The organism is Paenibacillus sp. PAMC21692, assembly GCF_014303795.1.
GTDB classification, from domain to species: domain Bacteria; phylum Bacillota; class Bacilli; order Paenibacillales; family Paenibacillaceae; genus Pristimantibacillus; species Pristimantibacillus agaridevorans.
Genome location: NZ_CP060293.1, coordinates 6,339,973 through 6,359,333 on the forward strand (window position 1 = coordinate 6,339,973; position 19,361 = coordinate 6,359,333).

Annotated in this window: 14 protein-coding genes; 1 reads left to right on the forward strand and 13 read right to left on the reverse strand. The window is 45.8% G+C overall.

Annotation, left to right across the window (positions count from 1 at the left end; translation table 11 throughout):
- Window positions 1–2: 2 nt before the first annotated feature.
- From H7F31_RS25805 to H7F31_RS25860, 12 genes are all read right to left on the reverse strand, one after another.
- Entirely contained in the window at window positions 3–1,049 is a 1,047-nt protein-coding gene (locus H7F31_RS25805; protein ID WP_187101136.1) for an SGNH/GDSL hydrolase family protein, read from the reverse strand.
- Between the two features lie 37 nt (window positions 1,050–1,086).
- Window positions 1,087–1,971: a carbohydrate ABC transporter permease gene (locus H7F31_RS25810; RefSeq protein WP_187101137.1), complete on the reverse strand. Its 885-nt coding sequence runs from the start codon at window positions 1,969–1,971 to the stop codon at window positions 1,087–1,089.
- A gap of 17 nt (window positions 1,972–1,988) precedes the next feature.
- A complete protein-coding gene (locus H7F31_RS25815) occupies window positions 1,989–2,888 on the reverse strand; it encodes an ABC transporter permease (RefSeq protein ID WP_187101138.1) in 900 nt (299 codons plus the stop codon).
- A gap of 85 nt (window positions 2,889–2,973) precedes the next feature.
- Window positions 2,974–4,659: an extracellular solute-binding protein gene (locus H7F31_RS25820; protein WP_187101139.1), complete on the reverse strand. Its 1,686-nt coding sequence runs from the start codon at window positions 4,657–4,659 to the stop codon at window positions 2,974–2,976.
- 266 nt (window positions 4,660–4,925) lie between these two features.
- Window positions 4,926–5,303, reverse strand: coding sequence for a sensory rhodopsin transducer (locus H7F31_RS25825; RefSeq protein ID WP_187101140.1), 378 nt, complete (start codon window positions 5,301–5,303; stop codon window positions 4,926–4,928).
- Between the two features lie 13 nt (window positions 5,304–5,316).
- Window positions 5,317–6,513, reverse strand: coding sequence for a M24 family metallopeptidase (locus tag H7F31_RS25830; RefSeq protein ID WP_187101141.1), 1,197 nt, complete (start codon window positions 6,511–6,513; stop codon window positions 5,317–5,319).
- Window positions 6,514–6,541: 28 nt separating this feature from the next.
- The gene (locus H7F31_RS25835) at window positions 6,542–8,026 is read right to left on the reverse strand and encodes a hypothetical protein (RefSeq protein ID WP_187101142.1); all 1,485 of its coding nucleotides are present in this window, start codon (window positions 8,024–8,026) and stop codon (window positions 6,542–6,544) included.
- Window positions 8,026–8,877 carry an amidohydrolase family protein gene (locus H7F31_RS25840; RefSeq protein ID WP_187101143.1) on the reverse strand — a complete coding sequence of 284 codons (852 nt, stop codon included), beginning with the start codon at window positions 8,875–8,877 and terminating at the stop codon, window positions 8,026–8,028. The genes H7F31_RS25835 and H7F31_RS25840 overlap by 1 nt, the downstream gene beginning before the upstream one ends.
- A complete protein-coding gene (locus tag H7F31_RS25845; RefSeq protein WP_187101144.1) occupies window positions 8,874–9,659 on the reverse strand; it encodes an amidohydrolase family protein in 786 nt (261 codons plus the stop codon). Before H7F31_RS25845 ends, H7F31_RS25840 begins: the two co-directional genes overlap by 4 nt.
- Window positions 9,660–9,672: 13 nt before the next feature.
- A complete protein-coding gene (locus H7F31_RS25850; protein ID WP_187101145.1) occupies window positions 9,673–10,719 on the reverse strand; it encodes a phosphotriesterase family protein in 1,047 nt (348 codons plus the stop codon).
- 98 nt (window positions 10,720–10,817) lie between these two features.
- Window positions 10,818–12,473, reverse strand: a complete 1,656-nt coding sequence (locus H7F31_RS25855) for a response regulator transcription factor (protein WP_187101146.1) — start codon at window positions 12,471–12,473, stop codon at window positions 10,818–10,820.
- Entirely contained in the window at window positions 12,448–14,214 is a 1,767-nt protein-coding gene (locus H7F31_RS25860; protein ID WP_187101147.1) for a sensor histidine kinase, read from the reverse strand. The genes H7F31_RS25855 and H7F31_RS25860 overlap by 26 nt, the downstream gene beginning before the upstream one ends.
- 247 nt (window positions 14,215–14,461) lie before the next feature.
- Between H7F31_RS25860 and H7F31_RS25865 the strand changes: the two genes are divergently transcribed.
- Window positions 14,462–15,358, forward strand: a complete 897-nt coding sequence (locus H7F31_RS25865) for a 3-hydroxyacyl-CoA dehydrogenase family protein (RefSeq protein ID WP_187101148.1) — start codon at window positions 14,462–14,464, stop codon at window positions 15,356–15,358.
- Window positions 15,359–15,486: 128 nt separating this feature from the next.
- On the opposite strand, the gene H7F31_RS25870 is transcribed toward H7F31_RS25865, so the two are convergent.
- Complete coding sequence (locus tag H7F31_RS25870) at window positions 15,487–19,302, reverse strand: S-layer homology domain-containing protein (protein WP_187101149.1); 3,816 nt, start codon at window positions 19,300–19,302, stop codon at window positions 15,487–15,489.
- Window positions 19,303–19,361 lie beyond the last annotated feature (59 nt).

Consider the following 19,361-nt stretch of genomic DNA (forward strand, 5'->3'; position numbering starts at 1 on the left):
ATTCACTCCCTAGACAATATGTTTTTCAAGATTGGAGCCAAACCATTCGCAAGCTGCAAAAAACCTAAATCAGAAGGATGAACTCCGTCTACAGTGCATTCGTTCCATAAGTCTCCAATTAACTCTGCACCGTTGCAAAAGAAAATAAAGTCATCTCCGTTTTCTTTAAGTTCTTTAACAAGCTCCCGTTGGAAGGTCATCCTTTCTATTCTTTCTTGATAGGATTGTTCTTGAGCATGTTCAAATCCAAATGGAATCCGCGATACAACGAGAATCGGCAGCACTGGATGACGGCTGCGGATTATTTGTATAAACTCAGGCATCGTTTTAGCCAATTCATCAAGAGTATCGCAATTTGCATCGTAATCAAGCACAAGACATTTTGGGAGTTCAATTTCGCTAATGAGCTCAGCTATTTTTGAATCTCCCTTTCCATTTCCTGAGAATCCCAAATTTATAAATTCCATATTAATCTTCCGGCTCAAAATGTTAGTATAAGCCATACCAGGGCGCGAGGCGCATCCCCCTTGAGTAATCGATGTACCATATATAATGATCTTGCCTTCATTATCATACGGCGGGAAATTGCCGATTATTGCATCTGGGTTCAAACCTATTTGCAACTCATGCACGCCTTGGTAAAGCGGAAAATGAAGTGTAATATAGCGAAGCTCCGGTTCAAGTGATTCGAACAATATGCTCTCGTATTGCTCTGCATTATGAGAAAAACGCGTAGTTCCAAAATAATGCTGAGAACCCGGAGGACCAAAATAACAATCAAATCCACTAACTCCGGTTGACGGCATATGATCATAAGGATTGGTTCCAAACAACTTCACTTTGACAACCAGTTTAGTCGCATTCGTTTGAAATCTTATTTGCCCCCCTGCAGTGTTGTTCGCTAGCTCGTCGAGCACACTGCGAATCGTTCCATGGGCTGCCGCAGGCAGACGCCGAAAGCTGCGCTCTTCTTTCCACCATGCAAATCCTGATACTAAAAAGGGAAAGTCCACAGGCGAAATCCATCTTAGTTCATTTTGTTCATTCATAATCTGCAGCCATTCACTCCTAATTTCGTTAATAGATTTACCCTTTTACACTGCCCAATACGATACCTTTAATAAAGTATCTTTGAAGAAAAGGATAGATGAGCAGAACCGGGAGGCACGCGGCAAATATTTGTGCCGATTTGGATGTCTTATCTGAAATACTGGACATCAATATCGCATCCTGAGGCGACAATTGACTAAGTTCCCTGCCTATGACAACGGTCTGCAAATAGCTGGTTAAAGGATAATTGGTTGGATTATTCATTAAAATGAGCCCGTCAAACCATGCATTCCAATGCCCTACAATACTAAATAGCGTAAGCGTCGCAAGCGCGGGGGCCGAGAGCGGCAAGAACAGTTTGAATAGAATAACCCAGTGATTGGCGCCGTCAACAAATGCTGCTTCTTCAATCTCCCTAGGCAAATTACGAAAAAAATTAAGCAAAAGAACGACATTAAATACCGGAACCGCTCCAGGAATAACCAGAGCCCATATCGAATCCAGCATGCCTACAGACCGGATCGTCATATACCAAGGAATAAGTCCCCCGTGAAAAAGAATCGTAAACACGAATATCCATACATAAATGGTTCGAAATCGAAAGCTGTTTTTTTCTTTGGACAATGGATATGCCGCTAACAGGGTCAGCAACATGCTAAGCGATACTCCCAGCACGATTCTCTTGACGGAAATGAACATGGAGTCGAGAAATTGTTGTTTTCCAATGACATATTGATAGGATTGAAAAGTAAAATCAATGGGCCAGAACGTAACCATTCCCGCATCGGCCGCAGAAGCGCTGCTGAGAGAAATAGCTAACACATGAATTAACGGCAAGACGCATGAAACAGCGAGCCCAATTAAAAACACATATATAACAACAGTTGCGACTTTTTGCAATTGTCCCGCATGAGCATTCAATGTTGTTTCCTCCAAACTTAGAAGATGCGATAATTTGCAAATCGATATGCACACCAGTACGAAATCGATATTAATATTAATGAAACAACGGATTTAAGCAGCCCAACAGCTGTTGAAACACCAAAGCTCATTTCCACCAAACCGGTTCGATAGACCAGTGTATCAATGATATCTCCCGTCTCATAAACGACAGGACTATAAAGATTAAAGATTTGATCAAAACCGGCATTCAGTATATTCCCCATGCTTAATGTTGTAAGCAGAACGATAATGGGCATCATCCCCGGGATGGTAACATGCCATGTTTGCTTCCAACGATTTGCTCCATCCGCTTTGGCCGATTCATACAAAGCGGGATCTATGCCTACAATGGCAGCAAGGTAAACAATCGTGCTGAATCCAAATTCCTTCCATGCATCGGATACAACCACGACGAAACGAAACCAGTTATTGTCCCCCAGGAAAAAGATAGGATCTACACCAAAGGCGAATTGAAGAAATTGGTTTACAATCCCCTTCATTGATAGAATGTCAATCAGAATGCCTGCCAGCACAACCCATGATAAAAAATGCGGTAAATAAATAAGGGTTTGGATGCCTGAACGGGTAAGCTTGTGATTGACTTCGTTCAACAATATAGAGACAATCAAGGGCAGCACAATTCCTACAATAATTTTCATCACCGCAATGATAACCGTATTCCACAAAACCTGAATCGTATTCGGCAATTTGAACATAAATTCGAAGTTATCCCAACCCACCCACTTCGAACCCGTTATCCCCAAAGCAGGATAAAACTTTTGAAAAGCAATGACTACGCCAGTCATCGGTACATAGGCAAATAGGATTAGAATAAAAAGTGCCGGAATAATCATTACATGAAGGGGCAATTCTCTCGCCCAGTTCCTATATCGCATATTTAACCCCCTTCGTCATAGACAAGGGCGAAATGATGTTTCGCCCTTGCCATACTTTAATCATGCAAGCAATAAATGCTCATTGTTATTGCATTTGCTTCCACTCATTCACTTCTTTAGTAATTTGATCTCCACCCAGTGCATGCCAATCTTTAACGAATTTATCAAACTCATCGATTGAAACTGCGCCCATAATGATTTTCGTAAATACTTCGAGTTCCATCGTTGCCAAGGTAGCCGATTTATCCGTCATAGTGGGCGTATTGCCGCCATAGAAACCGTCGTTTACGAATAAGCCTTTATCCATAATATCGAAAAAGATTTTCCAGGCGGGATAATACAAAGACCAACCATATACGCTGCCTTCGTTATTAATCGCTTTCAAACGATTATCCCAAAGCAATTTGGCTGTCGGGTCCATAGCCAAAGTCTCGTCATTGGCGTCAACGGCATCTATAAACTGCTTAAACGGAAGATCGGTTGCGTCATTCGAAAATACGGGCGCCAGCTTCCATAATTGAATGCTGCCATCCTCCGGATCATACATGAAACGATCGTATGTCTCCTTGCCGGCATCTTTACCTACCGTTTTTTCAAAGACATAGTTGAATAATTTGACGATAGCTTCCGGATGCTCGTAACCTTTTCTGACCACGTAATACTCAAGAACAGGCGCATTCAAGCCAACCTTGGCGGGTTCATTATCAATCGACGGCAGCGGGTATGGCACCCATTCGGATTTTGGATCATTATCCTTTAATTGATGCGGACCTAACTGGCCAAAGAAATGCGCGCTATTGATCATTCCTACTTTTCCTGAAGCGATCATCTCGATTGTTTTGGCTGCGTCTTTGACCGTAAATTCGGGATCAATAACCCCATCAGCGTACAGCTGTTGCAACGCTAGAAGGGCTTCTTTGGCTTCCGGTTGGGTACTGCCATACACAAGTCCGCCATTATTGTCTTCAATCCACAACCCCGGATAAGCATGAAAGCTATTAAAAAAACCAGAAGCTGATAATCCGCTGTTTTTAACTGTATTGTCAAATGTGAAACCATACGTATCCTTCATGTTATTGCCATCCGGATCATCATTTGTAAAAGCCTTTGCTATATGAATAAAATCTTCTATTGTTTTAGGCTCTGACAGATTTAATTTCTTCATCCAGTCCGCCCGAACCCAGATGAGCGGGCCGCCCGCTCCGCCGATCGCGGATGCCGTATTAGGCAGGGCATATAACTTTCCGCCAACCGACGATTGCTCAAGCGCAATCCCGTCTCCGACAGCAAACTGCTTTTTTGTTTCTTCCGACGCATATTGATCGAAAATTTCTGTTAAATCCGCTATACTGTCGGTTTCGACCAGTTGTTGCAGTTGTTGGCCGTTGACGCGCATTAAATCAGGCAAATCCCCGGAAGCCATCGTCACGTTCAGTTTGCTGTCATATTGGCCAATATCCGCGCTCCATTGCACTTTAATGTCAATTCCCAATTCTTCTAGAATCGCATCGCTCCACACGTTTTTTTCATAGGTTTGACCACTCGGCAGATTCATGCTTGCATCAATTCGTCTTACCGTAGTCATCGAAATAGGCGAATCATATTTGCCTAAAGGATCGATCGCAACCGTTTGTTCGGAAGTTGCCGACGGTGCCGGCGACGATGTCGCTTCGCTGCCTTTGTTCCCATTTTTGTCGTTCGAACAAGCAGACAACGCCAACACGCATAACACAAATATAATTGTTGTCATAACGATCCTTTTTCTCTTCATGCTTTATGCCCCTTTGGAATTGGATTTATCAAAGGAAATATCCTTGATATGTTTAAAATTATACAAGCGGGTATAACCGCTAACCACTTTCTAATTTCCACATTTAATATCTTCTGTCCACTACCTTATATTTCGAATAACCCATGCAAAAACCCGATTAATAGAGAACGCAAAGAAAGGAATTTGAACGCTCGAATCAGGATCGTATCCATCCAAATAAGCGGCAAATTCCCCTCTTCCCATTCTCTTGTACCAGCTTGTACCAACTACTCCGAATATCCCATCATTCCTATATACGCCAGATTGGGTTGGGCAATATCCATTCTGCCATACTGAATAATGACTTCAATATCGCTGCGGAAACGAAGGGAATATTGGACTTGTCTATCCAGTACGATGCCGCCAATCTCTTCAGGATGATCCATGCGAATGCACTTGACTCTTCTGGCATTTACGTTTAACTTGATATCTTTGTCAGGCTCTCGATCTTCATAGAATATATCCATAAATATAGTGGCATCCGTATCATGACAATTCAGTATCATAATAGCTTCATGGCCTTCAAGCAAATCTTGTTCCACTTTCCCCTTATATGGCAAATATCCATCAATTACATACCAGTTCCGGGCGCCTTCTTTGTTCATACCCCATTCCTCCTCAGTTCACCGATATTTCCCTGGTGGCTCTCCATGTCTTGCTGAGATGTCTGACCAGCTTCGACATCGATTCATAACCGTTATCGGTGACCACAAGACTTTCTTCAATACGGTTGGAGCCATGTGGATGGCCAAATAAACTGACATCCGTATTCACGGTCATACCTGCAGTAAATATCGCGGCAGAATTCTCGTCCGGGTACGGAGATTCGGCTTCCGCCAAGCCGCAACCGTGGAGCGGCGGGTATAAATCATATTGCGTCATTCCATGCTTCTGGAAACAGTCTTTAACAGCGCGTACCACTTCGCTCTGCTTGGCGCCGGCTTTAATCCGGGCTAACCCGCTTTCTTCCGCTTCGACGAGGACGTCGATAAATGCCTTTTGTTCTTCTGTCATAGTCCCGGCAACAAACGGAAAGTTCACAGTAGCTATATACCCCTCGACCTGTACAGCTATAGCGGCCAGGATCATGTCTCCCTCTTCGATCACTTTGCTCGAAGGCCGACCGATAATCGTCTTGACCCGATCTCCGCTGGTAATCAGACAGAACGGCATATGTTCCGCTCCTTGACGTGTACATTCGCCATAAGCCAGCGAAGCCAGTTCCAGTTCCGTCATCCCCGGCCTTACCTGTTCGATCATTAACTTATAACCTGCATCGGCAATTCTTGCGGCCTCCTGCAGACAAGCAATCTCATTCGCCGACTTGTTCATCCTCAGCTTAAATAACATATCAGCCCCATCTACGATTTCAATCTCTGCAAAACTGGACTCGATGATGTTCATTAACGGCACGGGAATCGCATCTATACCCGCCACCCCCAGCTTCTGGAGAGAATTACTTTCCTGCAGCTGCTTGCAAATTGCGTTCAAGCTCGTATAATGAGCGAGCGGGTACTCAATGTGATCGGGTACAGTTACACAATTGAATTCGGGCAACAGTCGAACATCCGGCCAAACGCTCATTTCACGACAAAACATTTCCCCTTCCGGCGCGGCTAAAATAATGGGATCGCCGCTGAGCGGAACAATTACCGCCCCTCGTTCGAATAAAGGCCAGTAGTTGCCCATATAACGCAGGTTTTCCTTCCTGTACTCGTCACCATAAATCAGGCAAGCTTGCAAATCTTGATCTCTCATGAGTTCTCTTAAGTTTTCGATTCTAGTAAGAAATTCTTTAATGGGAATTTTAATCAAATTTATTCCCCTCCTCAAGGTCCATACTTTAATAGATCACTTTTCTTATTCCCATAAAATCGGCAATCATCGATAGTTCCTCCGTAAGGTCGCCGTATGCAATAATACAGTGATGAGCAAATCCTTCCTTGATAAGCGTAGTTAAAAATGGCTTGATTGGAGTATCAAACTTTACAACGCCTGTAATTTCCTCACAAGGAATGTTAGTTGGAATATGCAAGGCCTCGCCTTTTACTATAAGCATTTTATAACCTTCCGCATCAATGATCAGATGACTAATCGTCACTTCGCCGGGCTTAAGCGTATATTCGAAACCAAATCCCGCTCCCTGCAATCCCCATTGTTCAGGCGAACGGTTCACCTTAACCGTATTTCTGTCGGTTGCGTAATTGGTGTTCGCATAACCATGATGGACCATGAGCAGAGCATTCAGCTCCCCATCATATTCGCCCCACTCCGCATAAGTAGGCATTTGTCCGCTGAGCTCATTCATGATGGTCATGATGATCAGACCATGTACATCCCCCTCGGTATTCACGATATACTTGCCTTCCTCGTGTATCATGGTATTGGCCAAGTACGAGGTCGTTCCCGTTTTCTGTTCCACATAATGCTGACCGAGCAGCGTAAGCGCATCCAATCGGAATCGCTCAAGCGTTCTCCGAAGCGCTACGTAAAATCTAGATGATTGATAGACATCGTTATCGCTTAGTCCCACGATATTAAACCTGCTCTTCGTTTCTGCTTCGATCATTTTAATTTCTTCATCGTCGGCTTGACTAAACTGATCGAGCAAATGGTCGACCTGAATGGCAATAATATTTGGTCCGAGCGTCCCCTTGATCATCGTCTTGTCGTATTCGAAATCGTACATGCCTCTGAATACATGACCAATAACGCCGATATTCGTATTTTTTAGTTGTTGAAAAACCTTGTATGCCCGTATATACTTCTTTATTGCTCCGTAGGCCTCCGTATCGCGGATTGAACCAACAACAACCTTTAAGTCGGGGTACCATCCCATCTTTTTAAATGTGGCTGCCAATTGAAGACTGGCGATTAAAGCTGAATTTCGAAGAATGTTTTCATAATTGGTTTGCAGATTTATTTTATTACTGGATTGCGTATTAAACAGGATGACCGGAGCATGACGAATATGCTCCAAAGCCTGGATAGCCATATAATCCGGGCAATAGGTGCCTGCAACATATACGATTATATCGACTCTTTCTTCAGCCAGCTTCTTCCCTGCTTTATCAGCTGCGTCAAGCGTATCAATTAATCCTGGCCAAATAACTGTATCTTGATCCAGCACCTCGCATAAATGGGTATAGACGCAAGTCATATCCTCATTGACATTGGCTCTCATGGTTCCGGGGAACATTCGCCAGTACTCGAAGAAACCAACCGTGAGCACGCCGATCTTCAATGAGCTGTTCTTCTCTTTTAACGTCAATAAATCTCCGAATGTATTTCCTTTAGCCGTTTCAAACGACTCTATGATATCCGACATTAATGATTCAAACCTTTCCTAAGTTGTTTTTGGGCTTGGATGCCCGCGAGCAAGCGAGTTGCGTTATGATGGATAATATTCTCGATATCCTGATCGCTAATGCCGGATAGGAGCACGCTGCCCAGCATATAATGGGGGTCATACCAAGGGAAATCGGTTCCAAACAGCACCTTCTCGGAGGATGCCTCCTGCACCATTTTCAAGACAACCCCATTAAGACGTCCGGTATCGCACAATTCCAAGTAAACATTAGGACGTTCCTTGGCAAGCGAAATCGCATAATCCGTTTCCCCGGGCGCGGAATGACCTAGAAGGAATTGAATATTCTCATATTCGCATGACAGCTCTGCAATCATCTGCGGAGGGTTATATGGACTATGTCCCCAAGTATGCGAAAGTAGCAATAATCCACGTTCGTTCGCAAATTCATATATTTTGCGATACTTCTCCCCGTTAAGCGGATATTTGTGATAGTCTGGAAGAAATTTAAACCCCACAAACCCTTCGAAGCTATCGAATTGTTCCAGATCACGATCCAGATCATGATCGTAATGCGGATTTACCGCATAATAGCCATAAACCTTCCCGGGATATTCGCGCATAGCAGCACGTATATCCGAGTTGCCGCGTATAGGATCAAACAAGGCACTATGCGGCGCCGAGATAATCCACTCGATATTTTGTCTTTCCATCGCCATAATCATCGTTTCCAATTTCGCTTCAGGCAAATAAGTGCCGTAAAAAGCCCCCATATGGGTATGCATATCAATGATCGAAATGCTGCTCAAGCGGCCCGTTTCAAAAAACTCTTTTGCCAGAAGAGATTTACTGGTCATTGTTTGCAAACTCATAACTTCACCTCGCTTAACATTCTTTCCGCATTGCGATAAGCGATGTTCTCCAGATGTTCCGGTGCAATGCCCGATCCAAACAGCGTCGCTAGCGGGCCGCCTATCCCATTGCTCGGAAATTCAGAACCGAAGAGCAAACGCTCCGAACCGAATTTATTGCATATTTCCCTTATCTCTCCGGCTGTCTGCATATCTCCGGTCTCGATATAAAAGTTTTTGTAAGTTTTGAGCAACGGAAATGTCAGCCGAGAATGGCTCCACAAGCCGTAGTTATAGAGAATAACCGTAAGATCCGGGTATTCCTGCAACACTTGGTATATTCCATCCCATCCCTCGCTAGACGACAGGTACAACGGAATTCGGGCAGCAACGAGTTCTTGCAGAAGATCCCCCATAACAACGCCATTCAACAAATATCGGTTGCGTTCGGGATATGCCCTCAGCAATTTCACGCCGCTGGCTTTCATCGCCGGGAATAAATGTTCCGGTGCGTACTGTTCTTCCGTAATTGACGGCAGGATTGTCCATGTAGGAATTAAACGTTCCGGAGCTTTAGCCGTTTCTGCAATCAAAGCCCGGTTTCCATAATCCGGATCGACATCCGCCATCGTATTGTGACCAACTATTGCACGGTCAACGCCGCAATAGTCCATCGCAATTAGCAATTCCTCCGCGTCACGCACTTGTTTCACTTTTTCACGAACAAGCAAATGCTCATGATTGACGACCTCATAATTAATCGTTTTGTATCCAATGGAGCAGCTGCAATCGATAATCCGCATTTTCTTCCCCCTTTTAATCCAATGGATTGTCCAGAAATGTGGCTGGATTGTCGCACATAATCACCCTGATTTGTTCTTGTGTTATCCCTTCGTCTTCCATCATCGGCGCAATGTTCGTCAGTATATGGTCGAAGCCCCAACCTCCATACTGATGCAAACAGGTTTTCAGACAGACATCGTTTGATACCAGTATTTGCGACAGATAACCTTCGTCAATTAACTGCTTGATCGCTTTTACACGCTCAATGTCTCTTGCGAACAAGCCTTGCAGTATACTTCTGTGCCTTTTGTCGGCATAAAACTCCTTGCCGAAATTATCAAATTCGATATACACCCCTTGCTGAAGCAACGCTCTCAAATAATCCATCCGCAAATCAACATCAATGTGGTTGATGCATATTTTTTCAGTTGAAGCTCCTTGCTCCTTAAGAATCCTGATGACCTCATGCCCTGTTGTTCCCCACAAATAGGTATGCACATGCAAGCCTAATCCCGTTTCCCGCTGAACTAACCCCGCGGCCATCAACGACTTTTTCTCATTGGGATAAATGATTTCGCTCGTGCCGATTTCGCCAATAACTCCTGCTCTAATATTCGTCCCGTCTATCCCATATTTGATCTCCGCCAACATTTCCTCTGCGATGTCCTCAATCGTTTTTGCATCCATATCCGGAGGGTGAGAAGCATGGATGTAATAACCGCAGCCAGCAACAATTTGGATCCCCGTCTCTCGCGACAAGCCTGCAAGCAATACCGGATCTCTCCCGATATCGCGAAGGGTCAGATCAACAAATGTACCTCCGCCCGCTTTTTTAAAGGCCAGGAGTTCATCCCTGACAACCTTCTCGTCATCGATCACGGCATTATCCAACACAGCATATGGGTTGCGCGACAAGTGACCCAAATTAGTCAAACTTACTTTTTCTTGTGCAATTGATTTGGCCGAGATCGCTTGCGGCGACGGCACAAGATTGCGTAAATCAATAAAAGCATGCTCGTGAGGCAGCACCCAGCCGAGATTATCTTTGTCTACCTTGCCGGTTACTGTCATTACAGACATGGGCAGTCCTCCCTGCATATATAAGTTTCAAGTCGCCTTACATCATTTATTATAGATAGACTGTTCAAAGGCAGACTACTCACCGATTTCCACTTTTCCTATCTTCTGTCCACCGAATGGATCTCCCTATATTCCTGAGGAGTCATTCCTGTTGCCTTGCGGAAAAATCGGTAGAAATACGGTTCTGACAAAAATCCGACAGCGCTAGAAATCTCATAAATTTTCAAGGATGTTTCTTGCAGCATGGTTTGCGCGTGCACCAACTTTGTTCGGCTAATATAGCTTGACAAGTCCTCTCCTGTACTTTTTTTGTATAACCGAGATAAATACTTCGAATTATGCCCTACGACATCGCCAATTCGCACGAGCGACAGATCTCCGTCCAGATGATGCTGTATGTACTTCTGCACCTTATTTATAACAACATTTTCCTCATGTTCCATTCCAACTTTTTTTTCGGCAAATATAGCCGACGATAGCTCCTTGAAAAAATCGGTAATGTCTCTCCACGATGTATGCGTTTCCAATGATGTTAACTTGCTAATATTCGAATGATGTCCAACCTCTTGCGAAAAATAGCGATTCATGTGAGAAAGAAAAATCGGGACAAGAGAATAATAGATTTCTTGTTCTATCATAGGTTCATTTGCATGGTCGGAGCCTGTAAGCAGAATGTCGGACAATACCGTTTCAAAATTTTCCTTTTGTCCATTCTGAAGATACAGCCTCAACTGATCCAACTGTTTACCAAGGTGATTGTCATTTAACGATGTTTGCTTGGGCTCGCAAACTTTTTCTTCTTTATCCTGATACACCCATAGAAACTCCGACCCCAAACCAAGTCCTCGCGACATCCATTTCGTGCATTGCCCGTACACATCGCTAACCTGCGGCCACGGTGTCGGTCTTTCTTGCAATATGAAAGAAAGCGGCGTACCCAATAAATCCTTGCAGGTTTGTTGAATGAGCTCCAGACTACCCATTAAAAAGTTTTTGCTGTCTGCCCAAGTAACGAATTGGTTTGATGCGGGGATCTTGGGTTGAATAAACCACAACATTCTGCTATGGTTCAGTTCAACCGGGAGCAAGGTGAGAGATGACTGCAAGTACTCTTGAGCTACATTCTGTATACTGTAGACTAATAAGTTGCGATCATAAATGCTGTATTCCTCTCGAAAGCTGTCAACTCTTACTAAAACCAGCATAACAGGATGATCTGCATGAAGCGGGATTTGCAGCTCGGCGAAATGCTCGGCAAGTCTTGAGATCGAATATAAATCCCCTTGCAATATATGTTGCAAGAACTCCTTCTGCAGCAAAGGGATTGTCTGACGCAACTGTTTGCCCGCCTGAGCGATCAATTCTTGCATCTTGACTTCTTCTTTATTAAGCTCTATCGCCTTTTCCACAGCCTTGAATATGACTTCATCGCCTTCACCTTTGAGCACATAGTCGATCCCTTGATTCCGCAAAGCATCTTGAATAAATTGAAATTCACTGAACCCGGTAAGGATAATAACTTTGCAATGCGGCCATGCTTGATTGATTCGTTTTTGCAGCTCCAATCCATCCATTTCAGGCATTCCTATGTCAGTAATGACGATGTCCATTCTTATTTGCGAAAGCAGCTTTAATGCCTCCGCCGCGGAATGAGCGCCATATACTTCTAATGGCAGAATATCTTGCTGCACAAATAAATCCACCAACCCATTCACGATAATGGATTCATCATCCACGATTAATAGTCGATTCACTTTCATCTTCCCCTCTATTCGGAATTTCGATCGTTACTTTCAGTCCCCCCAGCTCGCTCCTCTCGAACTGCAAGCCAAATTGTACGCCAAAATAGATTTGAAGCCTGCGATGAACATTGATCAACCCTGTTATTTCTTGTTCATTCATTCCTTCTATCAGCAGGCTTCTCAAATGATTTAAGGTAACATCACTTAACTCGCTGCCGTTATCCTCCACCGATATCAAAAGAGTATCCTGTTGCGTTTTAGCGATATTCACTTGTAGAATGGCGTTGCTTCCTCTTTTCTCCAGCCCGTACTTGTAAGCATTTTCGATGAGCGGCTGAATGATCATTCTAGGCACTTTGATCTTCCGATAGGACTCGTCAAGAGTAGGCCACTCTACTCGGATACGATCTGCAAAACGTATTTTTTGAATTTCTATGTATACATTTGCATGTTTCCATTCTTCATCCAAACAAATCTCGTTGACACCGGTTCGTGTCAGGAACAAAAAATATTTTCCTAAAAGATCTGTAAAACGAGTCACATCCGGCAAGCCATAAGATGCGGCCATTCGATGCAGCATAAATATAGTATTATACAAAAAATGAGGATTGATCTGAGACTGCAATTGCTTTAATTCTGCTTGTTGGGACAAAATACGCTGCGCATACACTTCATGGATCAGCTCTCGCAACCGATTTACCATCAAATTGAACTGACCGTACAAATACTGAAATTCATCGTGCTTATCATGTCGCAGCGCCACATTCAGATCTCCAACTTCGACTCTGCGCAATGCACGAACGAATACCTGCAGCGGACGATGGATAATGAGATACATGCGATAAGAAAAAAATAAAATGACAAATATGGCGGCAATCGATAAAAACCAGAAAAGATAGGTAAATCGATTGAGAACTTTAAAAATCTGTCGTTCAGGAACGGCTACCAACAGCGTTGTATCCAAATATTTAGAGCTTCGATAGGCGCCTAGATAAGATTGCTCATCCAATGACATATTATAAAATCCGCTGCCATGAAGAAACGTATTTCCTTCCAAAACATCCTGAAAATCAGCAGGTAACTTCACGCCGCTTGAAGTATTGGACAACATCCAAGTATTGGAATTATCGATTAGAAAGTACTTTCCATCTTCTTTTGCCGTTATTTGCACAAGAGTTTGCTTCATTCGTTCGGGGGACAAAATGATTTTAAAATAAAAATTCGATCTTGCGCCTGAGTAAGGGGGATCATACAAAGCGAGAATTAATTGTTCTCTCCACACCGCAATTCGGGGACTTCTATTGGCATTTGTTTCACGTATCATCAACATTTCGTCTTCCTCCATTGGTTCTAAGTAACTGGAAGCTCGAATTGTTTTTTGAATATTAGGGATGTAAATTTGAACATCTTCTATAAATCGACTCGACTCTTTAAACATAAAAAGCTTATTGGACAATCGTTTAATCGCTGCAAGTCGCTCATATTGCGTTAAGGCAATCGAAACCGTGCTCAGCTTCTGCAAATCTTCATCGGCCAGATAATCCGTTTTCAACTGAGCGATGTGATTAATTTCGGAATCAATCAATTCCGAGTAGGAACTGATTCGCGATTCCATGGAACCTGCAATTTCATTACGAAGTATGGAGCCGCTTGTATGATTAATCGTGAACACCAAAATATAGATGGGCAATAAAACAATCAGAAAGAGGAACAATATACGCAGAAATATATTAGGATTTCTTAGAATACTCAAAGTTCTCAACTCCATCTCGCCCGTTTTTGAGTTGTTATATTTTTGGTATCATCCAAAATTATATCGCCTCCATTTTCCTCACGACACTAACTTTTTTCTACTTCTACTATCTTATTTCCACCTGCTAGTTTGAGGCGACAAAGGGGATATATAGATATTTCGAATAAATAGTATTCTATAAATCTATTATGACTATATTATAATTTTGAGTAAAATAATAACAGGCGACAGACCAAGGAGGATTCGAATGATCGAGCAAATCGGAGTTTTAGGAGCGGGCACGATGGGGTTGGCAATTGCCAGCTTATTTGCGGAGCATGGTTATGAGGTCTCTCTGTACGAGCCCAATGATGAAATGTTACGTAGCGTAAAAAACCGACTGAACAAGGGGACCTTAAATATCCAGTTAACAAATAATTTCGAGAAAGCGGTCGCAAAAGCCGATCTCATTATCGAATGTGTTCCCGAGCAGCTTACAGTCAAACGCGAGGTTTATAGGCAGCTGGCCTCAGCCATTAGGCATGAGGCGATCGTAGCCTCAAACACCTCGACTTTCCCTCTTCAGACATTGGCGCAAGAACTGCCCTTTGCTAATCAAATGGTCATTGTCCATTTTTTTAATCCGGCGCATCTAATTCCGTTAGTCGAAATTGTGGGCTTGCCCGACACGCCGCCATCGATCCTGGAAGAGCTCGCGGCTCTGCTGCGGAAATGCGGAAAAACACCCGTGGTGCTAAATAAGGATATCCCCGGCTTTATCGCGAATCGACTACAAGCTGCTTTAATGAGAGAAGCCTGCTACTTGCTGGACAACGGCGTAGCCAATGCCGCACAAATCGATACGGTGGTAAGCGAAGGACTTGGACTTCGATGGGCAATAAAAGGCCCCTTTGAGATTGCGGACCTGGGAGGGCTTGATATATGGGCCAAAGTGACCGGACAACTTTTCCCAGCATTAAGCATCAGCACCGATACCCCCGGAACAATCGAGAAGATGGTCGCTTGCGGAGATCTCGGAGTTAAGAGCGGCAGCGGCTACTATCAGTATGACGATCCCGATGCAGCCGCAGCGGACATGAACAAAAATCTACAGCGCCTGATTGCTTTGAAACAAAATGGCAATGATGAGCTAAATGACAACTAATTATGTCGTAACCGGCGACAGAGCCGCCACTAATGATATCCGAGCATGTCATGATGAAAACGTACTAACCCGGTAAATGGAGAACCATATTATTCGTTATATACGAAAAAATGGTCCTCCTATTTTCTCTACAACAATCGCCCAATAAGCGATGCCGCTTCCGCACGGGTAGCGTGAGCCTGGGGTCTTATCGTGTTGTCCGGGTAGCCGATAATCAGTCCGCTTTCCGCCGCGGCAGCGACTGCTTCCCTCGCCCATTTCGAAATTTTGTTTTGATCCGCAAAAGTTCTAACGAATGGCTTAGTCTCCAGTTGCAGAGCATTCATAATCATCTTCGTCATTTGCTCGCGCGTAATGGGATCGTCGGGGGCGAACGTATTGTCGTTATAGCCGTGAACAACCCCGTAAGCATGAGCCGTCGAAACGGCATGCCTGGCCCAATGGTTCGCCATGTCGTTAAACGTCTTGCCTTCTTTGTCGGTATAATCCAGTGCTTGAACCAGAATCACGGCGAATTCCGCCCGGGTAATCTCGAGATCGGGCATGAAGCTGCCATCGGTATAACCGTGCAACGCGCCTTTTTCCGCCAATTCCACAATGGACTTCTCCGCCCAATGACCCTGGATATCTGTGAAACGGACGTCTGTCTCAGCCTTTTCTTCGGTTACCGCGATGACCGCGAATTTGGTGAAATGGTTGGTCGTTCCGCCTGCGACACCTTTCTCCCAATCTACTTTACGATTATCCAGTGGCATCCACTGACCTGTTTCTTCATTAAGCCAGCATAGAAGGACTTCCGTCCCTTCATCCCGTACCGATTCGAAATCAAATTGTAAATGGATGCTAACATCTTTATCAAACTCTCCAGCTTGATCCTTCGTAACTTCGAAAACTCTGCTCACCAGTCGTTGTCCGTCGGACAACGGCAGTGTATTCGGATCGGCAACCTCGGTAATCTTCAAATAGAATGTACGGCTGATGGCATCCGCTGGGAAGAAGATTTGACCCCCGTCAAAAGTTACCGTTCCTCCGTTCATTCCTACCAAATAAGTACCCTTCGGCAGTTGATATCCGCCTGCTCCTGAATTTCCGCCTTCGCTTCCCGTCCGGGACATCAACCGGAACCGATCCGATACACGAACGCTCTCGTTGCCCGCAGCATCCGACACCCGAATATGCAGGTACCAGTCGCCGTCTACGCCGCTTTTCGCCAGGCCGGTTCCGCTCACGAACGGCGTCCAGCCCGAAGACGGGGGCGATGCATCCGTTGTCCAAACATATTGCAGCGTAGAGGCGTTCACGCCACTCGCCGCATCATCTGCCGTTACCGTTGGCGAAGCCGATGAAGCTTGCGTTTCGCTGCCGCTTGGAGCATAGATAACCGATGGCGGCGACTTATCGATCTTCACTTCCAGCTCAACGGATACGGTATGGCCCGCTCTGTCCGTAACTTGGAAGGTAAGCGAGTTGGTCCCTTCCTCTGTTATCACGATTGGAGACCCGTTCGTATAGGCTTGCTCCAACCCCCCGTTCAATGTATAAAAAAACTCGGCCATGTCGCCGGCTCCCGCCTCGACATTAGCGATTACGGTCACGCTTTGGTTTGTCCAACCCCCGTTCTCATAGTCGCTGGCGTCCGCTTTCTTCATCATGATTCCGATCACCGGCAGCTTATATACAATCTGGCCCGCCAAGCTGCTCATCGGGTTGCCTGCCAGATCGACGATATTGCCCAAAAGAGCATCGTAGGAAAAGATAACTTCCGCCCCTTGCTCGAACGCATCGGATACGGTAAAGGCAAGAATTTTCGTACTTTCGCCTTCTACATCGATAATAGTTGTGCCGACTCCGTCGGATTCTATCATGACCCCGTCCGCGTCCGTCAAGCGAACTTCTTCATCGAAGTGGAGGAGTATGCGATCAGGCTGCTCGACATCCATTACCGCGCTGACAACTGTCGGGGGAGCGACATCCCGTCCGATATTGCCGATAAAGTCCCGCAAAGCGGGATAAACCTTTCCTTCTTCGATGGTCCAAATATGAACGAAATCCCAATCCGGCTCAAAAGTTGCCCGTTGCTTCATCTCCGCCGTCGTTCGGGGAATGCCTTTGTCGGCATCGCCGTGACCGGATGTCTGGCTATTGTAACGACCGGAAATGACGGGTTCGAAATTTCTTCCCACCAGTCCGCCTACGCTGCCCTCGGCGGCCGTGACTTTGCCTACGGAGTAGGCGCGATTAATGGAGCCGACATTCCGCCCCGCCAGTCCCCCGACTTCAGAGATGCCGTTGACGAACCCGGTACTATAAGCGTCGTTGATCGCTCCCCTCTCGTTGCGTCCCACCAAACCGCCAACGGCATATTGACCGGCAATGCTACCGGTCGCGAAGGACTGACTGACGATGCCTCCGATATTGTTTTGTCCAACCACTCCGCCAACATTATTGGTTCCGCTAACGTCGACCGATGAATAGGATTGTGCAATTGTACCTCCATAGCTCTCGCCGACCAGAGCTCCCGTCGAAGACCTCCCGCTGACGAAGCCGCCTTCAAGCCCCACATTTCGTACGACGCCGCCGGAACCGAGATTGCCGAACAGGCCGACGAAATCGGTAGCAGGCCGGTTTATCACCATATTTCCGATCAGATGGTTCGAACCATCGAACTCTGCGACATAAGGATTGCTCATGTTGCCGACCGGCGCAAAACCGGAGCCCTCTCCGTGACGGGTCGCCCACATGTCGGAGCGGTTGTTATCCGTGAACACGGTCCCGAAATCAATGTCCCGGGCCAAAGTATAATTCACGCCAGGATTCATCGTCATTAATTGCAATTGATGCGTATTCGTAATCCTCTGCGACCACTCGGAACGCAGAAACGGTCGAGTCGAACCTTCGATCATAAACCAGACATTGGTGAAATCCCAGCCGGAATAGCTGTTTGGTACAAGAGCCTGCATCGTGGCGAGACCAGTCGATGGGCAAGTTACGCCGTAACCATCGGTATTGTTGCCGCAAGCGCCGCTCTGTCCGGCAGCCTCCTGATCCCAGAAACTTTGTTCGATTAACGCGCCATTATTGCTGCCAACCAGACCGCCGGCGTAACCGCTGCCTTTAACGGCGCCGCTGGCGTAAGACTGCCGTATTAAGCCATAATCCGTCATCCCTACCAGCCCGCCGGCCGTATCTATACCGCTTACGGCGCCAATCGCATAAGACTGAATGATTGTAGAACCCGCGTTAATCCCCGCCAAACCTCCCGCATGCCCCCCGCTAGCGTTAACTTCGCCCGAGGCGTAGGACCGGATGACATCCGCGCCTTCCAAATCGCCCGCAAGCCCGCCGACTACGGCTGTACCGCTAACGGGACCGGTCGCGTAGGAATCGCTCACTGCACCGTCATGTCGTCCCGTCAAGCCCCCTACATAAACAGAGCCGTTAACAGAGACGCTGGAGTAGGACGAGCTGATCGAGCTGCCAGCGATGCCGTACCCTACGAGTCCGCCTGTTACGCTATTCCCGGTAATGGAACCTCCGACAAGGCCGACGTCTTTTATCATTCCGCCGGAACCTACGATCCCGAACAGGCCGACGAACTCGGTCATGGGCCGATTGACGGTGAGGTTCTGGATGACATGTCCCGCTCCGTCGAAAGTTCCGGTGAACCGGCTGGAGGCATTGCCGTTGCCGCCGACCGGCTCGAAACCTTCGCCGCCGTTCCAGCCGGCCGTCTCCGAGGCGTCGATATCCGCCCCGAGCTTATAATGCGACGATAAATTATTCCGCACGGCGTCCAACTGTTCCAGCGTCATAACTGTATAGGGATTGGCTGGTGAACCATCCCCTGTCATTGCGGCATCCGAGGCGGCGAAAACCTGTAACGGGAAAATACCCGTCACTAACAGAATGATCGTTATACATGAGAGGAATTGCTTTAGCTTCATTGGATCCTATCCTTCCTTTTGTCGCTCGATAGCGTCGATATATAACGAATTATATCGAA

Coding starts and splice junctions, on each gene's coding strand:
- H7F31_RS25805 (WP_187101136.1), bottom strand. CDS start 1,049: ATGAATGAACAAAATGAACTAAGATGGATTTCGCCTGTGGACTTTCCC.
- H7F31_RS25815 (WP_187101138.1), bottom strand. CDS start 2,888: ATGCGATATAGGAACTGGGCGAGAGAATTGCCCCTTCATGTAATGATT.
- H7F31_RS25820 (WP_187101139.1), bottom strand. CDS start 4,659: ATGAAGAGAAAAAGGATCGTTATGACAACAATTATATTTGTGTTATGC.
- H7F31_RS25825 (WP_187101140.1), bottom strand. CDS start 5,303: ATGAACAAAGAAGGCGCCCGGAACTGGTATGTAATTGATGGATATTTG.
- H7F31_RS25835 (WP_187101142.1), bottom strand. CDS start 8,026: ATGTCGGATATCATAGAGTCGTTTGAAACGGCTAAAGGAAATACATTC.
- H7F31_RS25840 (WP_187101143.1), bottom strand. CDS start 8,877: ATGAGTTTGCAAACAATGACCAGTAAATCTCTTCTGGCAAAAGAGTTT.
- H7F31_RS25845 (WP_187101144.1), bottom strand. CDS start 9,659: ATGCGGATTATCGATTGCAGCTGCTCCATTGGATACAAAACGATTAAT.
- H7F31_RS25850 (WP_187101145.1), bottom strand. CDS start 10,719: ATGTCTGTAATGACAGTAACCGGCAAGGTAGACAAAGATAATCTCGGC.
- H7F31_RS25865 (WP_187101148.1), top strand. CDS start 14,462: ATGATCGAGCAAATCGGAGTTTTAGGAGCGGGCACGATGGGGTTGGCA.
- H7F31_RS25870 (WP_187101149.1), bottom strand. CDS start 19,302: ATGAAGCTAAAGCAATTCCTCTCATGTATAACGATCATTCTGTTAGTG.